At 70.8% G+C, this 19131-nt stretch carries 18 protein-coding genes; 10 read left to right on the plus strand and 8 right to left on the minus strand.

Annotation, left to right across the window (positions count from 1 at the left end):
* Nucleotides 1-67 precede the first annotated feature (67 nt).
* From ACSQ1L_RS06255 to alaS, 6 genes are all read left to right on the plus strand, one after another.
* Nucleotides 68-1951: a M20/M25/M40 family metallo-hydrolase gene (locus ACSQ1L_RS06255; RefSeq protein WP_435993042.1), complete on the plus strand. Its 1884-nt coding sequence runs from the start codon at nucleotides 68-70 to the stop codon at nucleotides 1949-1951.
* A gap of 49 nt (nucleotides 1952-2000) precedes the next feature.
* Complete coding sequence (locus tag ACSQ1L_RS06260; RefSeq protein WP_435993044.1) at nucleotides 2001-2456, plus strand: MaoC family dehydratase; 456 nt, start codon at nucleotides 2001-2003, stop codon at nucleotides 2454-2456.
* A 169-nt stretch (nucleotides 2457-2625) separates the two neighbouring features.
* Nucleotides 2626-3708: a recombinase RecA gene (recA, locus tag ACSQ1L_RS06265; protein ID WP_435993046.1), complete on the plus strand. Its 1083-nt coding sequence runs from the start codon at nucleotides 2626-2628 to the stop codon at nucleotides 3706-3708.
* 210 nt (nucleotides 3709-3918) lie between these two features.
* The gene (locus ACSQ1L_RS06270) at nucleotides 3919-4125 is read left to right on the plus strand and encodes a hypothetical protein (RefSeq protein WP_435993048.1); all 207 of its coding nucleotides are present in this window, start codon (nucleotides 3919-3921) and stop codon (nucleotides 4123-4125) included.
* Between the two features lie 58 nt (nucleotides 4126-4183).
* Nucleotides 4184-4648, plus strand: coding sequence for a hypothetical protein (locus ACSQ1L_RS06275; RefSeq protein ID WP_435993050.1), 465 nt, complete (start codon nucleotides 4184-4186; stop codon nucleotides 4646-4648).
* Nucleotides 4649-4747: 99 nt separating this feature from the next.
* Complete coding sequence (alaS, locus tag ACSQ1L_RS06280) at nucleotides 4748-7405, plus strand: alanine--tRNA ligase (RefSeq protein ID WP_435993052.1); 2658 nt, start codon at nucleotides 4748-4750, stop codon at nucleotides 7403-7405.
* Here alaS and ACSQ1L_RS06285 read toward each other — a convergent pair.
* From ACSQ1L_RS06285 to ACSQ1L_RS06295, 3 genes are all read right to left on the minus strand, one after another.
* The gene (locus ACSQ1L_RS06285; RefSeq protein ID WP_435993054.1) at nucleotides 7402-7959 is read right to left on the minus strand and encodes a DUF2939 domain-containing protein; all 558 of its coding nucleotides are present in this window, start codon (nucleotides 7957-7959) and stop codon (nucleotides 7402-7404) included. The genes alaS and ACSQ1L_RS06285 overlap by 4 nt on opposite strands.
* Before the next feature lie 62 nt (nucleotides 7960-8021).
* Nucleotides 8022-8585 carry a DUF2939 domain-containing protein gene (locus tag ACSQ1L_RS06290; RefSeq protein ID WP_435993056.1) on the minus strand — a complete coding sequence of 188 codons (564 nt, stop codon included), beginning with the start codon at nucleotides 8583-8585 and terminating at the stop codon, nucleotides 8022-8024.
* A gap of 146 nt (nucleotides 8586-8731) precedes the next feature.
* Nucleotides 8732-9946: an NADP-dependent isocitrate dehydrogenase gene (locus tag ACSQ1L_RS06295; RefSeq protein ID WP_435993058.1), complete on the minus strand. Its 1215-nt coding sequence runs from the start codon at nucleotides 9944-9946 to the stop codon at nucleotides 8732-8734.
* A gap of 210 nt (nucleotides 9947-10156) precedes the next feature.
* Between ACSQ1L_RS06295 and ACSQ1L_RS06300 the strand changes: the two genes are divergently transcribed.
* From ACSQ1L_RS06300 to ACSQ1L_RS06315, 4 genes are all read left to right on the plus strand, one after another.
* Nucleotides 10157-11230 carry a DUF1176 domain-containing protein gene (locus tag ACSQ1L_RS06300; protein WP_435993060.1) on the plus strand — a complete coding sequence of 358 codons (1074 nt, stop codon included), beginning with the start codon at nucleotides 10157-10159 and terminating at the stop codon, nucleotides 11228-11230.
* Nucleotides 11215-12138 (plus strand): NAD(P)/FAD-dependent oxidoreductase, encoded by a 924-nt coding sequence (locus tag ACSQ1L_RS06305; RefSeq protein ID WP_435993061.1) that lies wholly within the window; start codon nucleotides 11215-11217, stop codon nucleotides 12136-12138. The genes ACSQ1L_RS06300 and ACSQ1L_RS06305 overlap by 16 nt, the downstream gene beginning before the upstream one ends.
* Nucleotides 12139-12392: 254 nt before the next feature.
* Nucleotides 12393-13322 carry a LysR substrate-binding domain-containing protein gene (locus ACSQ1L_RS06310; RefSeq protein WP_435993064.1) on the plus strand — a complete coding sequence of 310 codons (930 nt, stop codon included), beginning with the start codon at nucleotides 12393-12395 and terminating at the stop codon, nucleotides 13320-13322.
* A gap of 70 nt (nucleotides 13323-13392) precedes the next feature.
* Nucleotides 13393-13731, plus strand: coding sequence for a hypothetical protein (locus tag ACSQ1L_RS06315; protein WP_435993066.1), 339 nt, complete (start codon nucleotides 13393-13395; stop codon nucleotides 13729-13731).
* Between the two features lie 2 nt (nucleotides 13732-13733).
* On the opposite strand, the gene cckA is transcribed toward ACSQ1L_RS06315, so the two are convergent.
* The 5 genes from cckA to ACSQ1L_RS06340 form a co-directional block, all read right to left on the minus strand.
* Entirely contained in the window at nucleotides 13734-15782 is a 2049-nt protein-coding gene (gene cckA / locus ACSQ1L_RS06320) for a cell cycle histidine kinase CckA (protein ID WP_435993068.1), read from the minus strand.
* A 202-nt stretch (nucleotides 15783-15984) separates the two neighbouring features.
* Complete coding sequence (locus ACSQ1L_RS06325; RefSeq protein WP_435993070.1) at nucleotides 15985-17082, minus strand: Glu/Leu/Phe/Val family dehydrogenase; 1098 nt, start codon at nucleotides 17080-17082, stop codon at nucleotides 15985-15987.
* 113 nt (nucleotides 17083-17195) lie between these two features.
* Nucleotides 17196-18191: an alpha/beta fold hydrolase gene (locus ACSQ1L_RS06330; RefSeq protein WP_435993072.1), complete on the minus strand. Its 996-nt coding sequence runs from the start codon at nucleotides 18189-18191 to the stop codon at nucleotides 17196-17198.
* Nucleotides 18188-18793: a uracil-DNA glycosylase family protein gene (locus tag ACSQ1L_RS06335; RefSeq protein WP_435993074.1), complete on the minus strand. Its 606-nt coding sequence runs from the start codon at nucleotides 18791-18793 to the stop codon at nucleotides 18188-18190. The genes ACSQ1L_RS06330 and ACSQ1L_RS06335 overlap by 4 nt, the downstream gene beginning before the upstream one ends.
* On the minus strand, nucleotides 18777-19097 hold the full coding sequence (locus ACSQ1L_RS06340) for a DUF3253 domain-containing protein (RefSeq protein WP_435993076.1): 321 nt from the start codon (nucleotides 19095-19097) through the stop codon (nucleotides 18777-18779). The genes ACSQ1L_RS06335 and ACSQ1L_RS06340 overlap by 17 nt, the downstream gene beginning before the upstream one ends.
* Nucleotides 19098-19131: the final 34 nt, after the last annotated feature.

A 19131-nucleotide genomic window follows, 5' to 3' on the forward strand; every position in this document is an offset into this window, starting at 1 on the left:
GCCCTTCCCTTGATGACGAGCCCGGCTCGCCCGGCTAGGGTTGGCCGTCGTCGGGGGAGGATGGATCATGCGGCTGTACTGGCTGGTCGGGGCGCTGGCGCTCGCGCTGCTGATCGGCGTCGCAGCGCTTCAGGTCCCGAGCCCCGTGGGGGCCAGCGCGCCGCCGACCGCCTTCTCGGCGGAGCGCGCCATTGCCGATGTGCGCGAGCTGGCGCAACGCCCGCATCCGGTCGGATCGGCCGACCACGCCCGGGTCCGGGACGTCCTGCTGCGGCGGATGGCCGAGCTCGGCCTGCAGACCTCGACCCAGTCCGGGCCGATCTCGCGGGGCTCGGCGCGGTATCTGCGGCGGATCGGGGGCGACCCCGAGGCGGCGAACTTCACCGCCACCAACCTGGTCGGGGTGCTGCCCGGGCGCGACCCGTCCCTCTCCGCCGTGGCGCTGATGGCCCATTACGACACCGTGCCGGGCTCGGCCGGGGCGGCGGACGATTCGGCCGGCGTGGCGGCGGTGCTGGAGAGTGTGCGGGCGATCCGCGCCCGGGGACCGGCCGACCGGACGCTGGTGGTGCTGCTGACCGACGCCGAGGAGATCGGGCTGGACGGGGCGCGGGTGTTCTGGGGCGGCCATCCGCTGCGCGACCGGATCGGGGCGGTGGTCAATCTGGAGGCGCGCGGGGGCGGCGGCCGGGCCATGATGTTCGAGACCGGGCGCGGCGCCGCCGAGACCGTCGCCCTGTTCGGCCGGGCCGGCGTCCGGGCCGATGGCGGCGTCACGACCAATTCGCTGGCGGCCTTCGTCTACGAACGGATGCCGAACGGCACCGACTTCACCATCCCGAAGGACCGCGGCGTCCAGGGCCTGAACCTCGCCTTCATCGGACGGCCCGAGCAGTATCACGGGGCCTCCTCGCCGGAGGCTCTCGACCGGGGCGCGGTCCAGCACATCGGCTCGCAGGCGCTGGAGAGCGCCGACGCCCTGCTGCGCGCGCAGGTCCTGCCGGCCCGCGGCGCCGACAGGGTCTATGCCGACCTGTTCGGCCGGGTCGTCCTCGACCACGCGCCGGCGACGGGTTGGGGGCTGCTGGCGCTGGCGGCGCTGCTGCTGGCCGGCGCGACCTGGCGGGCGCGGCGCCGGGCGGGGCTGACGTTCGCCGACCTGGGGCGCGGCGCTGTCGACGGCGTCTGGTTCCTCGCCACCGGTCTGGTGCTGACCCAGGCGGTGCGGACCCTCGCCGGATCGATAGCGGCGCGGGCCGAAAGCGCCGACGCATACTACACCCTGCTGGCGCGCCTGCCGTGGATGGAGGCGGGCGCGGCCCTGACCGTGCTGGCGCTGGGCATGGCGGTGCTGGGCGGGCGAGGCCGGCCGGATCGGCGCGTCACGGCGGGTGCCATCGCGGCCGCCGCCGTCCTGGCGCTGGCCCTGGGGGGGCTGAACCCCATCGTCATTGGCGCCGCCGTGGTCGCCATCGGCCTGTCGCTGGCCCCGGGGCTGGCCGCGCAGACGCCGTGGGGCGGCTGGACCGGCCTGATCGCCCTGGTTCTCGCCCTCGGCGCCGTCGCCCAGACCGTCGCGCCCCAGACCGCCTTCCTGTTCCTGTGGCCCGCCCTGCCGGCGGCGGGTGTCGCGGCGCTGGCCGCCTTCGTGGACCCGGGCCTGACCCGTCCCCGGTCGCTGGGTCCCGTCGCGTTCGTCGCCGCCATCGGGGGCGGCTGGTTGGTCGCCCTGTCGCATCCGGTGTTCCTCGGCATCGGCCTGGACCTGCCCGGCGTGCTGGCCTTGATGGGGTTGCTGGCGTTGATGCTGGTCCGGCCGCTGTCGCCCGGGCGCGGCGCCGTCCGACCGTGGCTGATGGCGGCGCTGGCGGTGCTGGTGCTGGGCGGTGCGCTGTCGTTCGCCGCCCGGTCGGCCGAGCCGGCGGCGGCGGAGACTCCCGCGGCGGTTTGAAATCGCCATATCCCAGCCTGGCGGCTCGACGCCGCGAACGGAGACTCCCGTGCCCGAACGACAGATCTACCTCGAGGACCTCCACGTCGGGCAGGCCTTCGTGTCCGGCTCCGTCACCGTCACGGCTGACGAGATCAAGGCGTTCGCCCGACAGTACGACCCCCAGCCCTTCCACCTCGACGAAGACGCCGGGCGGGACAGCCTGTTCGGCGGTCTGGCGGCCAGCGGCTGGCACACGGCGGCGCTGAGCATGCGGATGCTGGTCGACGGCCTGCCGTTCGCCGTCGGGCTGATCGGCGTCGGCGGCGAGACCACCTGGCCTCGCCCCACCCGCCCGGGCGACACGCTGACCGTCCACGTCGAGGTGCTGGAGATCACGCCGTCGAAGTCCCGTCCCGACCGCGGCATGGTCCGCACCCGCAACGAGACCCGCAACCAGAACGGCGAGCCGGTGCAGATCTCCACCCTCGGCATGGTGGCGTGGCGGCGGCCGCCAGGGACCTGATACGTCAAAATCGGACGTAGAGAGCGAGCCGGCGAAAAAGAACATATTGGCAACCGGAACAAACCGTGCACATATCCCCTCTCACAGGGAGCGGGTCACGGTCATCGGACCGAAGGCGGGCCTCTCCCCCGGGCACCGAACGGGAATCATGGCAAGGGAGAGTGGCAAGGTGGCGGCACAGGCGAATTTGAAATTGGTCGGCAAGGACGACGGCGACAAGCAGCGGGCTCTGGAGGCGGCGATCGCCCAGATCGACCGCGCCTTCGGCAAGGGCTCGGTGATGAAACTGGGCAAGAACGGCGTGACCGAAGCCATTCCCTCGGTCTCGACCGGTTCGCTGGGCCTCGACATGGCGCTGGGCATCGGCGGCCTGCCGCGCGGCCGGGTCATCGAGGTGTTCGGGCCGGAGAGCTCGGGCAAGACCACCCTGGCCCTGCACACCGTGGCCGAGATCCAGAAGGCCGGCGGCACCGCCGCCTTCGTCGACGCCGAGCACGCGCTCGACCCGGGCTACGCCCAGAAGCTGGGCGTCAACCTCGACGACCTGCTGGTGTCGCAGCCCGACACCGGGGAACAGGCGCTTGAGATCGTCGACACCCTGGTGCGCTCGGGCGCCGTGGACATCGTGGTGGTCGACTCCGTCGCCGCCCTGACCCCGCGGGCCGAGATCGAGGGCGAGATGGGCGACAGCCTGCCCGGCCTGCAGGCCCGCCTGATGAGCCAGGCGCTGCGCAAGCTGACCGCCTCGATCAACAAGTCGCAGTGCATCGTGCTGTTCATCAACCAGATCCGCCACAAGATCGGCGTCATGTACGGCTCACCCGAGACGACGACCGGCGGCAATGCGCTGAAATTCTACGCCTCGGTCCGCCTCGACATCCGTCGCACCGGCGCGATCAAGGACCGCGACGAGGTGGTCGGCAACACCACCCGCGTGAAGGTGGTCAAGAACAAGGTCGCCCCGCCGTTCCGCGAGGTCATCTTCGACATCATGTATGGCGAGGGCATCTCCAAGCTGGGCGAGATCATCGACCTGGGCGTCAAGGCCGGCATCGTCGAGAAGTCGGGCAGTTGGTTCTCGTACGACAGCCAGCGCATCGGCCAGGGCCGCGAGAACGTGCGCGCCTTCCTCAAGGCCAATCCCGACGTCGCCGACTCGATCGAGAAGGCCGTGCGCGCCTCGACCAACAAGATCGCCGAGGAACTGCTGGGCCACCCCGAGCCTGACGAGGGCCAGGACCTCGAGGGCTAGGGTCCGCGCGGACCGCACGCCGTGAACGCAGTGGACGGTGCTTTTCGACAAATCTTCTCCGGCCGGGTCCGCCGACCCGCCACCGACCCCGCCGGGCCGGGCCGGACGGAGCGGCCGCTCGATCCCCACCCGGATCGGGCGGCCTTTTTTTGCAAGGGGGACCTTTCTCCGAAGCCCGCGGTTGTCGGGTTCGTCAAACCGGAGCCCGCCATGGCCGACACCCAGGTCCAGTCCCTCAAGCAGTTCATCCTGTCGGAGACCCCCGACGGCTATCTGATCGAGATCGAGGGCGACAAGGGCGCCTCGATGGCGGTCACTGCTACGCCCGGGCAGATCGACGCCATCATCGACGCCCTCGACGACCTGCTCTCCGAAGACGAGGCCGCCGACGAGGTCGAGCACGAGGACGAAGGATAGCCCACTGGCGAAGCTTGACCGTTCGCCCTAGGCTGCTTCCCGAAGAGGGGAGAGACCCATGGGCCCGCGCCTGACCTCGACCATCCGCGCCGCCGTGCTGGCCGGCCTCGCCGGCGGCGCCGTCGACATTCTCGCCGCCTTCGTCATCTACCGCTCGGCCACGCCGGTCCAGATTCTCCAGACGATCGCCTCCGGCCTTCAGGGCCCCGCCGCCTATGAGGGCGGCCTGACCAGCGCGGCGCTCGGGCTGGCCTGCCATTTCCTGATCGCCATCCTGTTCGCCGGCCTGTTCGTCGCCGCCGCACGGCCGGCCCCGGTGCTGCTGCGTCGGCCGGCGCTGTCCGGCCTCGGCTTCGGCGTCGTCGTCTACGGGGTGATGAACGCCATCGTCGTGCCGCTGTCTCTGGCCCACGCCGGTGCGCCCCCGCCGCCGCACATGATCGGCCTGGGCCTGCTGGCCCACGCCCTGTTCGGCCTGGCGCTCGCCTTCACCGCCGCCCGCGCCATGCGAGGCGTCCGCTAGCGCCGGAGGCGCACAACGCCGATGGGTGATGCGTTCGGGCCGAAAGACCTATATGCACGCTGCCTCCCCTGACCTCTCCAGACGCGTGCGCGACGAACCATGGCCAGCCTCAACCAGATCCGCTCGAGCTTCCTCGACTACTTCGCGGCCGACGGCCACGAGAAGGTCCAGTCCGCTCCGCTGGTGCCGCAGAACGATCCGACGCTGCTGTTCGTCAACGCCGGCATGGTGCCGTTCAAGAACGTCTTCACCGGCCAGGAGACGCGGGCGATCAAGCGCGCCACCTCGTCGCAGAAATGCGTCCGCGCCGGCGGCAAGCACAACGACCTGGACAACGTCGGCTACACCGCCCGCCACCACACCTTCTTCGAGATGCTCGGCAACTTCTCGTTCGGCGACTACTTCAAGGAACACGCCATCGAGATGGCATGGAACCTGGTCACCAAGGAGTTCGGCATCCCTGCCGACCGGCTGATGGCCACCGTCTATATCGACGACGACGAGGCCTTCGACCTGTGGAAGAAGATCGCCGGCCTTCCGGAATCCAGGATCACCCGCATCGCCGGCTCGGACAATTTCTGGTCGATGGGCGACACCGGCCCGTGCGGCCCGTGCACGGAGATCTTCTACGACCACGGCGACCACATCTGGGGCGGCCCTCCCGGCACGCCCGAGGAGGACGGCGACCGCTGGGTCGAGATCTGGAACCTGGTCTTCATGCAGTTCGACCAGGCGGCGGACGGTTCGCGCTCGTTGCTGCCGAAGCCGTCGATCGACACCGGCGCCGGACTTGAGCGCGTCGCGGCGGTGCTGCAGGGCGTGCACTCCAACTATGAGACCGACCTGTTCCGCACCCTGATCGCGGCCTCGGAGCACGCGACCAACACCGCCGCCGAGGGCGACCGCGCGCCCAGCCACCGGGTCATCGCCGACCACCTGCGCTCGTCGTCCTTCCTGATCGCCGACGGGGTCACGCCCTCGAACGAGGGCCGCGGCTATGTGCTGCGCCGGATCATGCGCCGCGCCATGCGCCACGCCCACCTGCTGGGCGCCGCCGATCCTCTGATGCACCGGCTGGTGCCGACCCTGGTGCAGGAGATGGGCGAGGCCTATCCTGAACTGCGCCGCGCCCAGGCCTTCATCGAGGACACGCTGAAGCAGGAGGAGATCCGCTTCCGCACCACGCTGGGCCGCGGCATGGGCCTGCTCGAGGACGCCTCTCGCGATCTCGGCGAGGGCGGCGTGCTGCCGGGTCAGACGGCCTTCACACTCTATGACACCTACGGCTTCCCGCTCGACCTGACCCAGGACGAGGCGCGCCGGCGCGGCTTCACCGTCGACACCGAGGGCTTCGACGCCGCCATGGCCGAGCAGCGCAGCCGCTCGCGCGAGCACTGGACCGGCTCGGGCCAGACCGCCTCGACCGGCGAATGGCTCGCCCTGCGCGACCGCCTCGGCCCCACCGTCTTCACCGGCTACGACCTGGTCGAGGATTCGGGCGAGGTGCTGGCCATCGTGCGCGACGGAGCCTCGGTCGACGAACTGGCCTCCGGCGAGACCGCCGAGGTGCTGTTCGACCAGACCCCCTTCTATGGCGAGGGCGGCGGCCAGGCCGGCGACAGGGGCGAAATCGAATGGACCGACGCCACCGGCCAGCAGGGCTCCGGCGTCGTGCTGGACGTGCAGAAGCACGCCGGCGACCTGTTCGCCCACCGCATCGAGATCAGCTCCGGCACGCTGACCATCGGCGCGCGCGTCCAGCTTCGCGTCGCCGCCGAGGCCCGCCTGACCACGCGCGCCAACCACTCGGCGGCGCACCTGCTGCACAAGGCCCTGGCCAATGTGCTGGGCGGCCACGTGGCCCAGAAGGGCCAGATGGTCGACGCCGAACGCCTGCGCTTCGACTTCAGCCACAACGCCCCGGTCACCGAGGACGAACTGGCGCGAATGGAGGACGAGGTGAACGCCGTCATCCGTCAGAACATCCCGGCCGAGACGAAGATGATGGCCCCGCAGGAGGCGATCAACGCCGGCGCCGTGGCCCTGTTCGGCGAGAAATACGGCGACGAGGTCCGCGTGCTGACCCTCGGCCGCGACCTGACCGGTGAAGGCCCCTACTCCGTCGAACTGTGCGGCGGCACCCACGTGGCCCGCACCGGCGACATCGCCCTGTTCAAGATCGTCTCGGAGAGCGGCATCGCCGCCGGCGTGCGTCGCATCGAGGCCCTCACCGGCGAGGCCGCCCGCCAGTATCTGCTGGCCCAGGCCGGGGTGGCCAGGAAGCTGGCCCAAGGCTTCAAGGTCCAGCCCGCCGACGTGCCGGCGCGGGTCGAGGCGCTGAGCGGCTCGGTGCGCACGCTGGAGAAGCAGGTCGCCGACCTGAAGAGGCAGCTGGCGCTGGGCGGCGGTTCGGGCGGCGCCGCCGCACCGGAGGAGATCAACGGCGTCAAGCTGATCGCCCGCGTGCTCGACGGCGTCGACGGCAAGGGCCTGCGTGGGGTGGCCGAGGACTTCCGCAAGCAGGTCGGCTCCGGCGTCGTCGCCCTGATCGGCGTCACCGAGGGCAAGGCGGCGGTCACCGTCGCCGTGACCTCGGACATGACCGGCAAGGTCAACGCCGCCGATCTGGCCCGCGCGGCCGTGATGGCGATGGGCGGCCAGGGGGCCGGCGGCAAGCCGGACTTCGCCCAGGGCGGCGCGCCTGACGGATCCAGGGCCGAGGACGGCCTGGCGGCGGTGCGGGCCGCGCTGGCCTAGGCGCCCGCCTCGTTCTGGATATCCACCGCGGCCAGCTTCCAGGTGAACAGGCCGCGCCGCTCCAGGATCAGCGCCAGCCGCTGTTCGGGCCGGTCACGGTCGGTCAGGGTGACCGCGAAGGCGTTGAAGTCGCGGTAGCCCCAGGACTGGTGGATGTCGTCCTCGTCGACCGCATCCCCGGGCTCGGGCTGGTCACGGACGGTCGGATCGGGCGCCTCGGCCGTGGTGACCATCCGGGCGACCACCTCGGGCGTGACGACGGCGTCGACGGCGCCGGACACCAGCATCGGGGCCAGGATCAGGCCGAGGCCGCCGAGGCCGCTCTCCGCCATGCGCGGGTCGCGGCGCAGCTGGGCCGCCAGTTCGGCGTTCAGTTCGTCCTTCAGGCTCTGGCGCAACGACGGGAAATCGACCAGGCGCTCGATCTTGTTCTCGTCGCCGGCCTCAGCCGCGCGGATCAGGGCCTGCGCCGCCAGCACGGGGGCGGCCGCCCAGACGAGCGCGAACAGGACGACGGCCCCGGCGGCGACGCCGACGATCAGTGATTTCTTCATTCGACCCTCTGGCGTCGTAACGCCTTCCCACAGCTACGGTTGCCGTGAGTCGGAACCGATCGCTAGCGGCGCGCGGGCGCGGTCGCCGCGGGGGCGACGCGCTCGGGCAGGCCGATATGGACGAGCTTCCATTCGAACGGCCCCTTCCGCTCGAAGGTGAAGACGGTGCGCGGTCCGCCCTCGTCGGCGACCGCCAGCCGCACCCGGTTCATGCCCCAGAACACCGGTCCGGGCATCGGATTGGTCGGCGCCACCGCCGGAATGCGGGTACGTTGCGCGGCGTAGCGGCCCTCGCCCCGAGTCAGGGCGGCCAGCGCCGCGGGGGTTAGCCAGGCGTCGACATCGACGGCCGCCGTCGGGCGGGCCTGTTCGATCTGGTGGCGCACCGCCCCGATCGGATCATCGAGGAAGGCGGGCGCGGGCGCCATGGCGGCGGGATCGCCCGACAGCTGGGGCCGCAACGACTTGCGGACGGCGGCGAAGTCGATCAGGCGCGACAGGCCGGCGACGTCATTGGCGTCCGCCGCCGACCGGATGCCGAAGAAGGCCACCGCCGGGGCGGCGAAGAAGCTGACGACCGCGACGATGACGGCGAGCAGCAGGAGATTGCCGAACAGCTTCTTCATGGGTCCATCAATGCACGAACGCGGACCTCGCTCAAACGAAAGGCCCGCCGGACGCGAATCCGGCGGGCCTTGTCGGTGGGCCGCGGTCGGAAGGCCCGACGCGGCCCGGACAGCGAGCGACCGCGTCGCGGGCGTCAGCGCCCCGTCTAGCCCTTCATCGCCCTGGTCAGGTTCTCGGCGACCTTGTCGAGGAAGCCCTCGGTGGTCAGCCAGCCCTGCTGGTCGCCGACGAGCAGAGCCAGGTCCTTGGTCATGTGGCCGCTCTCGACCGTTTCGACCACGACCCGCTCCAGCGTGGCGGCGAAGGTGGCCAGCTCGTCGTTGCCGTCCAGCTTGGCCCGGTGCGAGAAGCCGCGGGTCCAGGCGAAGATCGAGGCGATCGAGTTGGTCGAGGTCGCCTCGCCCTTCTGGTGCTGGCGGTAGTGGCGGGTGACGGTGCCGTGGGCGGCCTCCGACTCCAGCACCTTGCCGTCCGGCGTCATCAGCACCGAGGTCATCAGGCCCAGCGAGCCGAAGCCCTGCGCCACCACGTCGGACTGCACGTCGCCGTCGTAGTTCTTGCAGGCCCAGACGAAGCCGCCCGACCATTTGATGGCCGCGGCCACCATGTCGTCGATCAGGCGGTGCTCGTAGGTCAGGCCTTTTTCCTTGAACTGGGCCGCGAACTCCTCGTCGAACACCTTCTGGAAGATGTCCTTGAAGCGCCCGTCATAGGCCTTGAGGATGGTGTTCTTGGTCGAGAGGTAGACCGGGAAATTGCGCTGCAGGCCGAAGGCGAAGCTGGCGCGGGCGAACTCGGTGATCGAGTCGTCGAGGTTGTACATGCCCATGGCCACGCCCGACGACGGGAAGTCGAACACTTCATGCTCGATGACCTGGCCGTCCTCGCCCTGGAACTTGATGGTCAGCTTGCCGGGGCCGGGAACGAGGAAGTCGGTGGCCTTGTACTGGTCGCCGAAGGCATGGCGGCCGACGACGATCGGCTGGGTCCAGCCCGGCACCAGCCGCGGCACGTTCTTGCAGATGATCGGCTCGCGGAAGACCACGCCGCCCAGGATGTTGCGGATGGTGCCGTTGGGCGACTTCCACATCTTCTTGAGGCCGAACTCCTTCACCCGCGCCTCGTCGGGGGTGATGGTGGCGCATTTCACGCCGACGCCGTGCTTCTGGATCGCGTGGGCCGCGTCAACCGTCACCTTGTCGTCGGTGGCGTCGCGGTTCTCCATCGACAGGTCGTAGTAGTCGAGCTCGAGGTCGAGGAAGGGGAAGACCAGCTTGTCCTTGATCATCTGCCAGATGATGCGGGTCATCTCGTCGCCGTCGATATCCACGATGGGATTGGCGACCTTGATCTTGGCCATGCGGTTTCGCGCCTCTGACTTGGAAATGGGAGTGAGGCGGGGGGTATAGCGGCGGGGGCGCGCGGGCGCAAAGGCGGACGGTCGCCGAACGTGAGGTTGCGGACCGGACGGATCGGCCCGAGTATCCCGGAAGAGCGGCCGGATCGGGATCCGCGCCGCAAGCCGTCGCGGAACCTCCGGGCTCGTCGACGGCTGTAGGGGGAGAACCACATGCGCCTCGTCACGATCACCACGGGCCTGATGCTGGCCGCCTGTTCCGCCGAACCGGGGGCCGCCGCGTCACCGCCCCGGACCGACCCCGCCGCGCCGCAGACGGCCGCCGCGAGCGAAATGCCTTCGGAGCGCCGCGGCTTCCGCGACTGGATGGCGGTCTGCGACAACGGCAACGCCTGTTTCGCCTTCACGGCCGCGACCGACGGGACCGGCTGGATCCGGATCGCCCAGCAACCGGGACCCGACGCCCGGCCCGAGGTGGCTGTCGGCTATTGGGCGCCGGAGGACCAGGTGGGACCGCCCACTCTGAGCGTCGACGGGGAGGTTTACGGCCTTACGCTGATCACCGACTACCCGCTGGTGGGCGAGGTTTCCGCCGACCGGGCGCCGGATGTCGTGCGTGCGCTTGCCGACGGGCAGGCGGCGCAGGTCGGCTCGGCCGGAGAGTTGTCGCTGTCCGGAGCCTCGGCCGCCCTCCTGTGGATCGACGAGCGGCAGGGGCGGCTGGACACCGTGACCGCCCTGCGTCGGCGCGGCGTCAAGCCGGCCTCGGCCGTGCCGACGCCTCCGCCTCTCCCCGTGGTCACGCCGGCGCCCGCCGTCTCCCAGACCGGCTTCGGGGACAAGGACCAGGTGCTTCCGGCCGCGCTGGAAGCCTTGCCGGTGGTGATCGCCTGCCGCGCCGATACCGCCGACAGCGACTGGGTGCAGAAGGAGGTCATGTCGGCGCGGCTCGACGCCTCGACCGAACTGTGGGCCGTGCCCTGCTTCATGGGCGCCTACAACATGGGCCATGAGTGGTTCATCACCGGTCCCGGAGGCCGCGACCCCCGCCCCGCCCGACTGACCTCGACCTCGGACGAGCCGACCGCCACCACGATCAACGCCGGCTTTGCGCCGGAGGCCCGCACCATCACCGCCTTCGCCAAGGCGCGAGGGATCGGCGACTGCGGGACCGCCTCGACCTGGACCTGGACCGGACGGGAATTCGTGCTGACCTCGGAACTGGAAATGCCGGAATGCTGGGGGGTGCCCGTGGACTATTGGCCGACGACATGGCGAACCCGCTGAGCCCCGCCGATCCCGAAGTCCTGATCATCGGCGCCGGCCCCGCCGGCCTGACCGCCGCGACCTATCTGGCGCGGTTCCGGCGACGGGTGCTGGTCGCGGACGGCGGCGCGCCGCGCGCCTGCTGGATCCCGGTGAGCCACAACCTGCCCGGCTTTCCCCAGGGCATCACCGGCGAGGCGATCGTAGGGCGGATGACCGAACAGGCGCTGGAGTTCGACGCCGTGATCGAGTCCGGCCGCGTCGAGACCCTGGAGCCGGACGGCGAAGGGTTCAGGGCGCGCCTGAACGGGCGGGACATCCGGGCGCGGGCGGTGCTGCTGGCGACCGGGGTGGTGGACCACCATCCCGACCTGCCCGGCGTCGAGCGGGCCATCGAGCGGTCGCTGGTCCGCATCTGCCCGATCTGCGACGGCTATGAAGCCATCGACAAGGCGGTGGCGATCATCGGTCAGGACGACAGGGGCGTGCGCGAGGCGGCCTTCCTGCGCACCTACTCCGATCGGGTGACGCTGATCCACGTCGGTCCGGCCGGGGCGTTGACGGAGGAGAATGAGCTTCGCCGGATGGGCGCCGAACTGATCCGGGCGCCCATCGACAACGTCCGGCTCGAGGGCGATCGGGTGACGGCGCTGAGCTGGGGTGGGAATTTCCGCGTGTTCGACCTGGTCTATTCGGCGCTGGGGACATCGCCGAACGCGGAGCTGGCTCGGGCGCTGGGCGCGCGGGTGGGGGATGACGGCTGCATGGAGGTCGACGCCCATCAGGCGACCAGCGTGCCCGGACTCTACGCCGCCGGGGACGTGGTGCGCGGGCTCAACCAGATCGCCGTGGCCGGGGCGGAAGCCGCGATCGCCGCGACGGCCATCCACAATGCCCTGCGCGAGGCGGACGGCTGGACGGTCGACTGACCGTCCGCCCCATGCAGGCGGATCAACGGCTCGGGGCTGCGAGGATCCGCTGCGGCTTGCGGATGCGGGCGCGCGTGCGGCTGCGCCGCCAGTCGTTGAGCACGTTGACCCAACCCCATGCGACTTCCTTATGTATACGGTGTGCCTCTTCCATTTTGGCCTCCTGACGTTCCTGCGGTGAGGACAACGTCAAAATGGCCTTGACAGCGGCCGCCCGCAAACCAGATTGGCGGGGCGCAGCATAAGGCATGCTTATGGCCGATCCTCTCGCCGGAATTCCCCTGGCCTCTATCCGGGTGTTCGAGGCCGCCGCGCGCCTGAACAGTTTCACCCGCGCGGCCGAGGAACTGGGCATGACCCAGGCGGCGGTCAGCTGGCAGATCAAGGCGTTGGAAGGCCGGCTGGGCCAGAGCCTGTTCCGGCGGCTGCCGCGCGAGGTCGTCCCCACCGAGGCCGGCGAACGGCTGTCGCGCGCCGCCACCGAAGCCATGACCCTGCTGCGCCGCGCCCTGTCGGACCTGACCGAGGCTGACCAGGCGATCCTGTCGATCACCACCCTGGCGACGCTGGCGACACAATGGCTGGCCCCGAGGCTGGGCGAGTTCCAGCTGGCGCATCCCGAGTTGGCGGTGCGCCTCGATACGGCGGCCCATCTCGTCGATCTGTCGCGCGAAGGGTTCGATGTCGGCATCCGCTCGGGAACCGGCCACTGGCCGGGCGTGGAGAGCGTCGAGGTCATGCCCAGCGTGTTCACCCCCGTATGCAGCCCCCGCCTGCGGGATCGACTGGAGCTGCGGACCGCCGAAGACCTGCTGAAGGCGCCGCGGATCGGGCTGGATAAGGAATGGGCGGTGTGGTTCGCCGCCGCCGGCGTCGCCGCCGACGGCCAGGCCCCCTCCCGTCTGCGGGCCGACTACCAGGCGCTGGAGGTGGCGTCAGCGCTCGGCGATCAGGGGGTGGCGCTGGCCTCGCCGATCCTGTTCGCGCGCGAACTGGCGGCGGGCCTGCTGGTCCAGCCGGTGCCGCTGGCGGTCAAGCTGATCCCCGACTACGCCTACTGGCTGGTCTGGCCCGAAGGCCGGCGGCGCTCGCCCAAGATCGCCCGCTTCCGCGACTGGATCCTGGCCGCCGCGGCGGCGGACCCGAGCGTGCTCGCGGCCCGCGAGGCGGTGCAGGCGGGCTGACGCCGTCAGATTTCGTCGGTTGCCGACCTCCCCCGCCGCCGGGCACGGTGCGGGTTGGGAGGCGCGCGACATGATATCCACGTTGAAGAAGTTCCGGCTCGGCCTCGCGGCGATGGCCGCGTTGACGACCACCGCCTGCAGCAGCGACCCGGCCATGTGGGAAGCCATCGCCGTGGGTCTCGACCAGGCGGCGGCCGACCTCGAATACGAGAACGCCTACTGCTACTGGGCGACGCCGCCGGGCCTGCCTTACGGCGCCAACCAGCGCTATTGCCCCGGCGACTATGGCTACCGCGACTTCTATATCCCGCCCGAGTCGCCCTACTGGCGCGATCGCTACCGGGATCATCGGCGGGACGAGCGCCGCGACGACCGCCGGGACCGGAACCGGGACCGTCGCGAACAGTAGGCCTAGGCGGCGCGCAACTCCTGCTTGACCCGTTCGGCCAGCGTCTTGATGTCCAGAGGCTTGGGCAGGAAGGAGACGCCGACCTCGTCCTGAAGCAGGTCCGAGAAGTCGCTCTCGGCGTAACCCGAGATGAACATCACCGGCGCGTCGCCGAGGAACGGCCGGGCCTTCTTCAGCAAGGACGGACCGTCGAGGCCGGGCATGATGACGTCCGAGATCATCATGTCGATGGTCCCGGCGTGCTCCTCGGCCAGCGCCAGGGCCTCCTCGCCGTCGGCCGCCTCGATCACGTCGTAGCCGCGCTGGCGCAGCAGGCGGGCGGCGATGCCGCGCACGGCCGCCTCGTCCTCGACGAACAGGATGCGGCCGGCCCCGGACAGATCGCGGGGCGCCTTGGGCTTGACCTCGACCACCGGCGTCTCGGCCAGCTCCGCCTCGCCGGCCTCGGGCAGGAAGATGCGGAAGGCCGCCCCCAGGATCCGGGACTCGGCGTCCTCGAGGTTGGAGACGTTGATGTGGCCGCCGGCCTGCTCGACGATGCCGTAGACGGTGGCCAGGCCCATGCCGGTGCCCTCGTTCACCGCCTTGGTGGTGAAGAAGGGTTCGAAGATCTTGTCCAGCAGTTCGGGCGGCACGCCGGGACCGGTGTCGGTCACCTCGATCAGGGCGACGGCCGCGGTGGGGGCGGCGGCCCAGCCGAGGGCGCGGGCCTCGTCGCGGCTCAGGCGCAGGGTGCGGATGGTGACCACGCCGGCGCCCGGCTCGACCACGCCGCGCATGGCGTCGCGGGCGTTGACGGCCAGGTTCATCACCGCCGTCTCGAGCTGGCTCTTGTCGGCCAGGACCACCGGCAGGTCGCGGCCGTAGTCGGTCTCCAGCCGCACGTCCTCGCGCAGCAGGCGGCGCAGCAGGACCGCGAATTCGCCGACCAGTTCGCCGAGATCGAGCCGTTCGCGGCGCACCGTGGACTTGCGCGAGAAGGCCAGCAGCTTGCGCACCAGGTCGGCGGCGCGGATGGCGGTCTGGCGGATCTCGTTCAGCCCCTCGTAAGAGGGATCGCCGACCGGGTGGCGCTCCAGCAGGCCGCTGAGCTGCATCTGGATGGCCGTCAGCAGATTGTTGAAGTCGTGGGCCACACCGCCGGCGAGCTGCCCCACCGCCTGCATCTTCTGGGCCTGCGACAGCTGTAATTCCATCGACTTCTGGGCCGAGACGTCGAACAGCCAGACGCGCCGCTTGTCGCCTTCCGGGGCGACGTAGAGGTGCAGCATCCGGTCGGGAAAGGCGCGGGCGACCAGTTCGATCGGGCCCGACGATCCCGCAGCCAGCCTAGCGCGCGCCTCCGTGACCAGGACGGGGTCGAACAGATGACCGAAGGCGGCGTCACGCGCCGCGGCGGGACCGGTCAGGACGGAGAGGGCGGCGTTGGCCTCCTCGACCTTGCCCCCGAACAGATCCTCGGCGGCGATCACGGCCGAGCCGAACGGGGCGCCGGCGGCCATGGCCCGGCTCTCGGCGGCGTTGGAGCCGGGGGCGGACGTCCCTCCGGTCATCACGGGAATGGCGGCCTCGGGCGCGGCGCGGACCAGGAAGCGGCCCTCACCAGCCTGGCCGATCAGCACCTCCTGCTCACGGTCGCCGATCATGACGATGGCCCGTCCCTGCTCGCCCGCGCGGGCCTGGGCGAAGGCCATGTACAGCGCGGCGGCCGAGCGGCCCTTGGGCAGGGTGTTGACGGCGCCGTTGCTCTCGGCCCAGGCCGCGTTGAAGGCCAGGACCTGGCCGGACGCCCAGACCAGGGCGGCGGGTTCGGCCATGGCGTCGAGCAGGTCGATGGTGGTGTCGCCCAACGGCTTGCGGCGCTCGCTCCGGGCGAAGGCGAACAGGCCGATCAGGGCCACGGCGCCGGCGGTGAAGATCAGCACCAACCCGGGCGCGCTCATCGGATCGGCCCGGAAGGCGGGGTAGGCCAGCGCTCCGACGGCCATGATGAAGCCGACCACCATGACGATGAGCAGCGGGTCGAAGCCCTTGCGGTGCGTTGCGGTCATGGCGCCTCGGCCCGAATCAAACGGGAGCATTCAGGCATAGTGTTCCGTATGCCCGGCCGGAGCGAATCCGGACTCTGGACTCCCCGGGACCGGTCCGAAGAGTCCAGATGCCCCGATGGGTTCCGCCGCCACGACGCACCATGGAGGGCCGGTGCGTCAGACGCGGGCCCGTTCGTCCGCCGCCGGGCGCGACCGGGACAGGTCAGGCCGCCTTGCGCTGTTCCGCCTTGGCGTCGCGGGCCGCGTTGATGCGGGCCTCGGCGATGGCGTCGGCGATCTCGTGCGTGGGCCGCTTCTCGACGGCCGAGCGTTCGAGGATTTCCTCCAGCGTCTCCATCAGGCGGGACAGCTTGCCCTCGACCCAGGCCGGGTCGTAGGCGCCGCCGGTCTGGCGCGCGTTCATTTCCGAGGCGACGTTGATGATGCCGCCGCCGTTGATGACGTAGTCGGGGGCGTAGAGCACGCCGCGCTCGAACAGCATCCGCCCGATGTCCGGCGTGGCCAGCTGGTTGTTGGCGGCGCCGACCACGGCCTTGACCGTCAGCCGGTCCAGGGTCTCCGGGTTCAGCGTCGCGCCGAGGGCGCACGGGGCGTAGATGTCGGCCTTGACGTCATAGATGGCGTCGGGCGCCACGACCTCGGCATTGGTGCGGGCGGCGACTTCCGACAGCAGGGCGGTGTTGACGTCGGTCATCACCAGTTTCGCGCCGGCGGCGTGCAGCTTGTCGGCGAGGTAGCCGCCGACATGGCCGATGCCCTGCAGGGCGATGGTCAGGCCGGTCAGGTCGTCCTGCTTCCACAGCCGGCGGGCGACGGTCAGGGTCGAGCGGAACACCCCCTCGGCGGTGACGGGGCTGGGGTCGCCCGAGGCTTCCGGGCCTTCCTTCACGCCCAGCACATAGGGGGTGACCTTGCGGGCTTCGGCGATGTCGGCGACCGACACGCCGACGTCTTCCGCCGCGTAATAGATGCCGCCGAGGGTGTTCACGGCGCGGCCGAAGGCCTGGAACAGCTCGGGGGTCTTCTGGGTGCGGCTGTCGCCGATGATGACCGACTTGCCGCCGCCCATCTCGAGGTCCGCGACGGCGTTCTTGTAGCTCATGCCCTTGGACAGACGCAGGACGTCCTCGAGCGCTTCGGCGCTGGAGGCGTAGTTCCACATGCGGGTGCCGCCGACGGCGGGACCCCGCGCCGTAGAGTGAACAGCGATAATCGCACGCAGGCCGGTCTTTTCGTCAAAGACCGCGTGCACGCCTTCGTGGTTCGCGAACGACGGGGAATCAAACAGCGTCTTGCCCATAAGTGGCGTCTCCCGGGGTATTTTTTGTTGCGGGCTGATACGCCGGGACGCTTAACAGAGCAAGCATGGCGGTTTGGGGGCGAGACCGGCGAGCGGCGATCCGCCCCTTCGCTCTATCGAAGCGCCGGCAGCGCGGCCCCGGCGCCGGACGGCAAGGGAGCCGAGGCGTCACGCAGCCAGGCCTCGACGTCGCGATAGACCGTCTCCGCCTGCAGATCCCGGTTCAGGATATGCCAGCCGTCCGGATAAAAGGCGGTGCGAAGACCCGGCCGCTCTCCGGCCCGCGCGAGCGCCTGCCGCATCGGCTCCTTGCGGATCACATTGTCGTTGGCGCCGTAGAGCAGCAGGCTCGGCGCCCGGATGTCGCCGAGGCGGCGGGACGCGTTCTCCATCAGGTCGACGAGGCCGTACAGGGCGTCGAAGCGGGTGGTGATCAGGCTGTTGGGGTCGCGATAGTTGCGGAACAGCTCCAGCCGGTTGTCCGAGGCCGGGAGCGCGCGGACGGCCCATTCGGGTGCCTCGACAGCGCGGTCACCCATGGTCCGGGCGGCGAGCCACAGCCCGGCCGAGTTGATCGGCCCCTGCGCCGACCAGCCCCACACCGCCGGGGCCAGCAGGACTAGGCGGTCCGCGTCCGGTGGCCGGTCCGAGGCGAAGGCGACGATCGCCACCGCCCCGCCCATGCTCTCGCCGACGACGGCGAGGGCCGCCCGCGGATGACGGGCCCGGGCCAGGGCGACGGCGGTGCGCAGGTCCTCGGCCATGCGCGCCTCGCCGGCCCAGACGCCGCGGCCGGGGGCCTCGCCGAAGCCGCGCTGGTCGATGGCCCAGGTCTCGATGCCCTGCTCGGCCCACCACGGACCGGCCAGCCGAAACGAGGCGCGGCTGTCGTTCATGCCGTGCAGGGCGACGATCACCGCCCACGGCTCGCCCTCGGGCGTCCAGCGGGCCAGCGGCAGGCGGGCGCCGTCGTCCATGACGAGGTGGCGGGCTTCCAGTGCGGGACCGGCGAAACCGGGCGGCGGCGTCAGCGGCGGCTGGATCGCGGGCGTGGCGCAGGCGGCGACAGTGAGGATCAGCGACAGGACGGCCAGCGCGCGGACGATCATGTCCCCAGAATGCCCCGAACCCTCTGGCGAAGATACGGCAGCACCTCGGCCTCGAACCACGGATTCCGCCGCAGCCACGCCGTGTTGCGCCACGAGGGGTGCGGCAGAGGCAGGATGTCCGGCGCGTAGTCGCGCCACGCCCGCACCGTGTCGGTCATGTTCGGCTTCGCGCGGTCGTCCAGCGCCCAGGCCTGGGCGTAGCCGCCGACCAGCAGGGTCAGTTCGACCTGCGGCAGTTCGGCCAGCAGGCCGGGCCGCCACAGTTCGGCGCAGCGGCGCGGCGGCGGATAGTCGCCGCCTTTCGGGGCCGTGCCGGGGTAACAGAAGGCCTGGGCGGCGACGCCGATGCGGCGGTCGGCGTAGAAGGTCTCGTAATCGACGCCGAGCCAGTCGCGCAGGCGGTCGCCGGAGGGATCGGTGAACGGCCGACCGCTCTCGTGCACGCGCCGCCCGGGAGCCTGACCGCAGATCAGCAGCCGGGTTTCGGGAAAGACATGCACCACCGGGCGCGGCGTGTGCGGCAGCTGGCCGAGGCAGGCGCGGCAGGCGCGGATGTCGGCGAGGACGGCGTCCAGGCCTGTGGTGTCAGGCGAAGTCGCCATCGTCCTCAACAGCCGGCGGCAGGGCCGCCAACGCCGCGGCGGTTTCCGCTTCGGTGGGCAGACGCAGGCGGATGACGCCCTTGAAGGCGTTCGGATCGACCGCCTTGCCCTTCTTGGTGATGGTCAGCCGGCCCTGACGCATCAGGCCCAGGGCGCAGGCGCGCACCTTGGGCAGCATGCGCTGCCACTGTTCCGGCTGCAGTTCCTTGGCCACGTCGGCGGGCTCAATGCTCTTGCCGCCGACGCCTTTGGGGTCGGCCTTCGCCAGTTTTTCGAAGATGGCGGTTTCGATGGGGTCGCTCATCGCGCCTATATGCTGCATTGCGGGAACATAGAGA

This window comes from Brevundimonas sp. LjRoot202 (assembly GCF_964253355.1).
Classification (GTDB): Bacteria; Pseudomonadota; Alphaproteobacteria; order Caulobacterales; family Caulobacteraceae; genus Brevundimonas.

Excerpts from the sequence above, each read along its gene's own strand:
- cckA (WP_435993068.1), bottom strand. The coding sequence starts at position 15,782 with ATGACCGCAACGCACCGCAAGGGCTTCGACCCGCTGCTCATCGTCATG.
- ACSQ1L_RS06270 (WP_435993048.1), top strand. The coding sequence starts at position 3,919 with ATGGCCGACACCCAGGTCCAGTCCCTCAAGCAGTTCATCCTGTCGGAG.
- ACSQ1L_RS06290 (WP_435993056.1), bottom strand. The coding sequence starts at position 8,585 with ATGAAGAAGCTGTTCGGCAATCTCCTGCTGCTCGCCGTCATCGTCGCG.
- ACSQ1L_RS06295 (WP_435993058.1), bottom strand. The coding sequence starts at position 9,946 with ATGGCCAAGATCAAGGTCGCCAATCCCATCGTGGATATCGACGGCGAC.
- ACSQ1L_RS06300 (WP_435993060.1), top strand. The coding sequence starts at position 10,157 with ATGCGCCTCGTCACGATCACCACGGGCCTGATGCTGGCCGCCTGTTCC.
- ACSQ1L_RS06285 (WP_435993054.1), bottom strand. The coding sequence starts at position 7,959 with ATGAAGAAATCACTGATCGTCGGCGTCGCCGCCGGGGCCGTCGTCCTG.
- ACSQ1L_RS06310 (WP_435993064.1), top strand. The coding sequence starts at position 12,393 with ATGGCCGATCCTCTCGCCGGAATTCCCCTGGCCTCTATCCGGGTGTTC.
- ACSQ1L_RS06340 (WP_435993076.1), bottom strand. The coding sequence starts at position 19,097 with ATGAGCGACCCCATCGAAACCGCCATCTTCGAAAAACTGGCGAAGGCC.
- alaS (WP_435993052.1), top strand. The coding sequence starts at position 4,748 with ATGGCCAGCCTCAACCAGATCCGCTCGAGCTTCCTCGACTACTTCGCG.
- ACSQ1L_RS06275 (WP_435993050.1), top strand. The coding sequence starts at position 4,184 with ATGGGCCCGCGCCTGACCTCGACCATCCGCGCCGCCGTGCTGGCCGGC.
- ACSQ1L_RS06325 (WP_435993070.1), bottom strand. The coding sequence starts at position 17,082 with ATGGGCAAGACGCTGTTTGATTCCCCGTCGTTCGCGAACCACGAAGGC.
- ACSQ1L_RS06335 (WP_435993074.1), bottom strand. The coding sequence starts at position 18,793 with ATGGCGACTTCGCCTGACACCACAGGCCTGGACGCCGTCCTCGCCGAC.
- ACSQ1L_RS06255 (WP_435993042.1), top strand. The coding sequence starts at position 68 with ATGCGGCTGTACTGGCTGGTCGGGGCGCTGGCGCTCGCGCTGCTGATC.
- ACSQ1L_RS06315 (WP_435993066.1), top strand. The coding sequence starts at position 13,393 with ATGATATCCACGTTGAAGAAGTTCCGGCTCGGCCTCGCGGCGATGGCC.
- ACSQ1L_RS06330 (WP_435993072.1), bottom strand. The coding sequence starts at position 18,191 with ATGATCGTCCGCGCGCTGGCCGTCCTGTCGCTGATCCTCACTGTCGCC.
- ACSQ1L_RS06305 (WP_435993061.1), top strand. The coding sequence starts at position 11,215 with ATGGCGAACCCGCTGAGCCCCGCCGATCCCGAAGTCCTGATCATCGGC.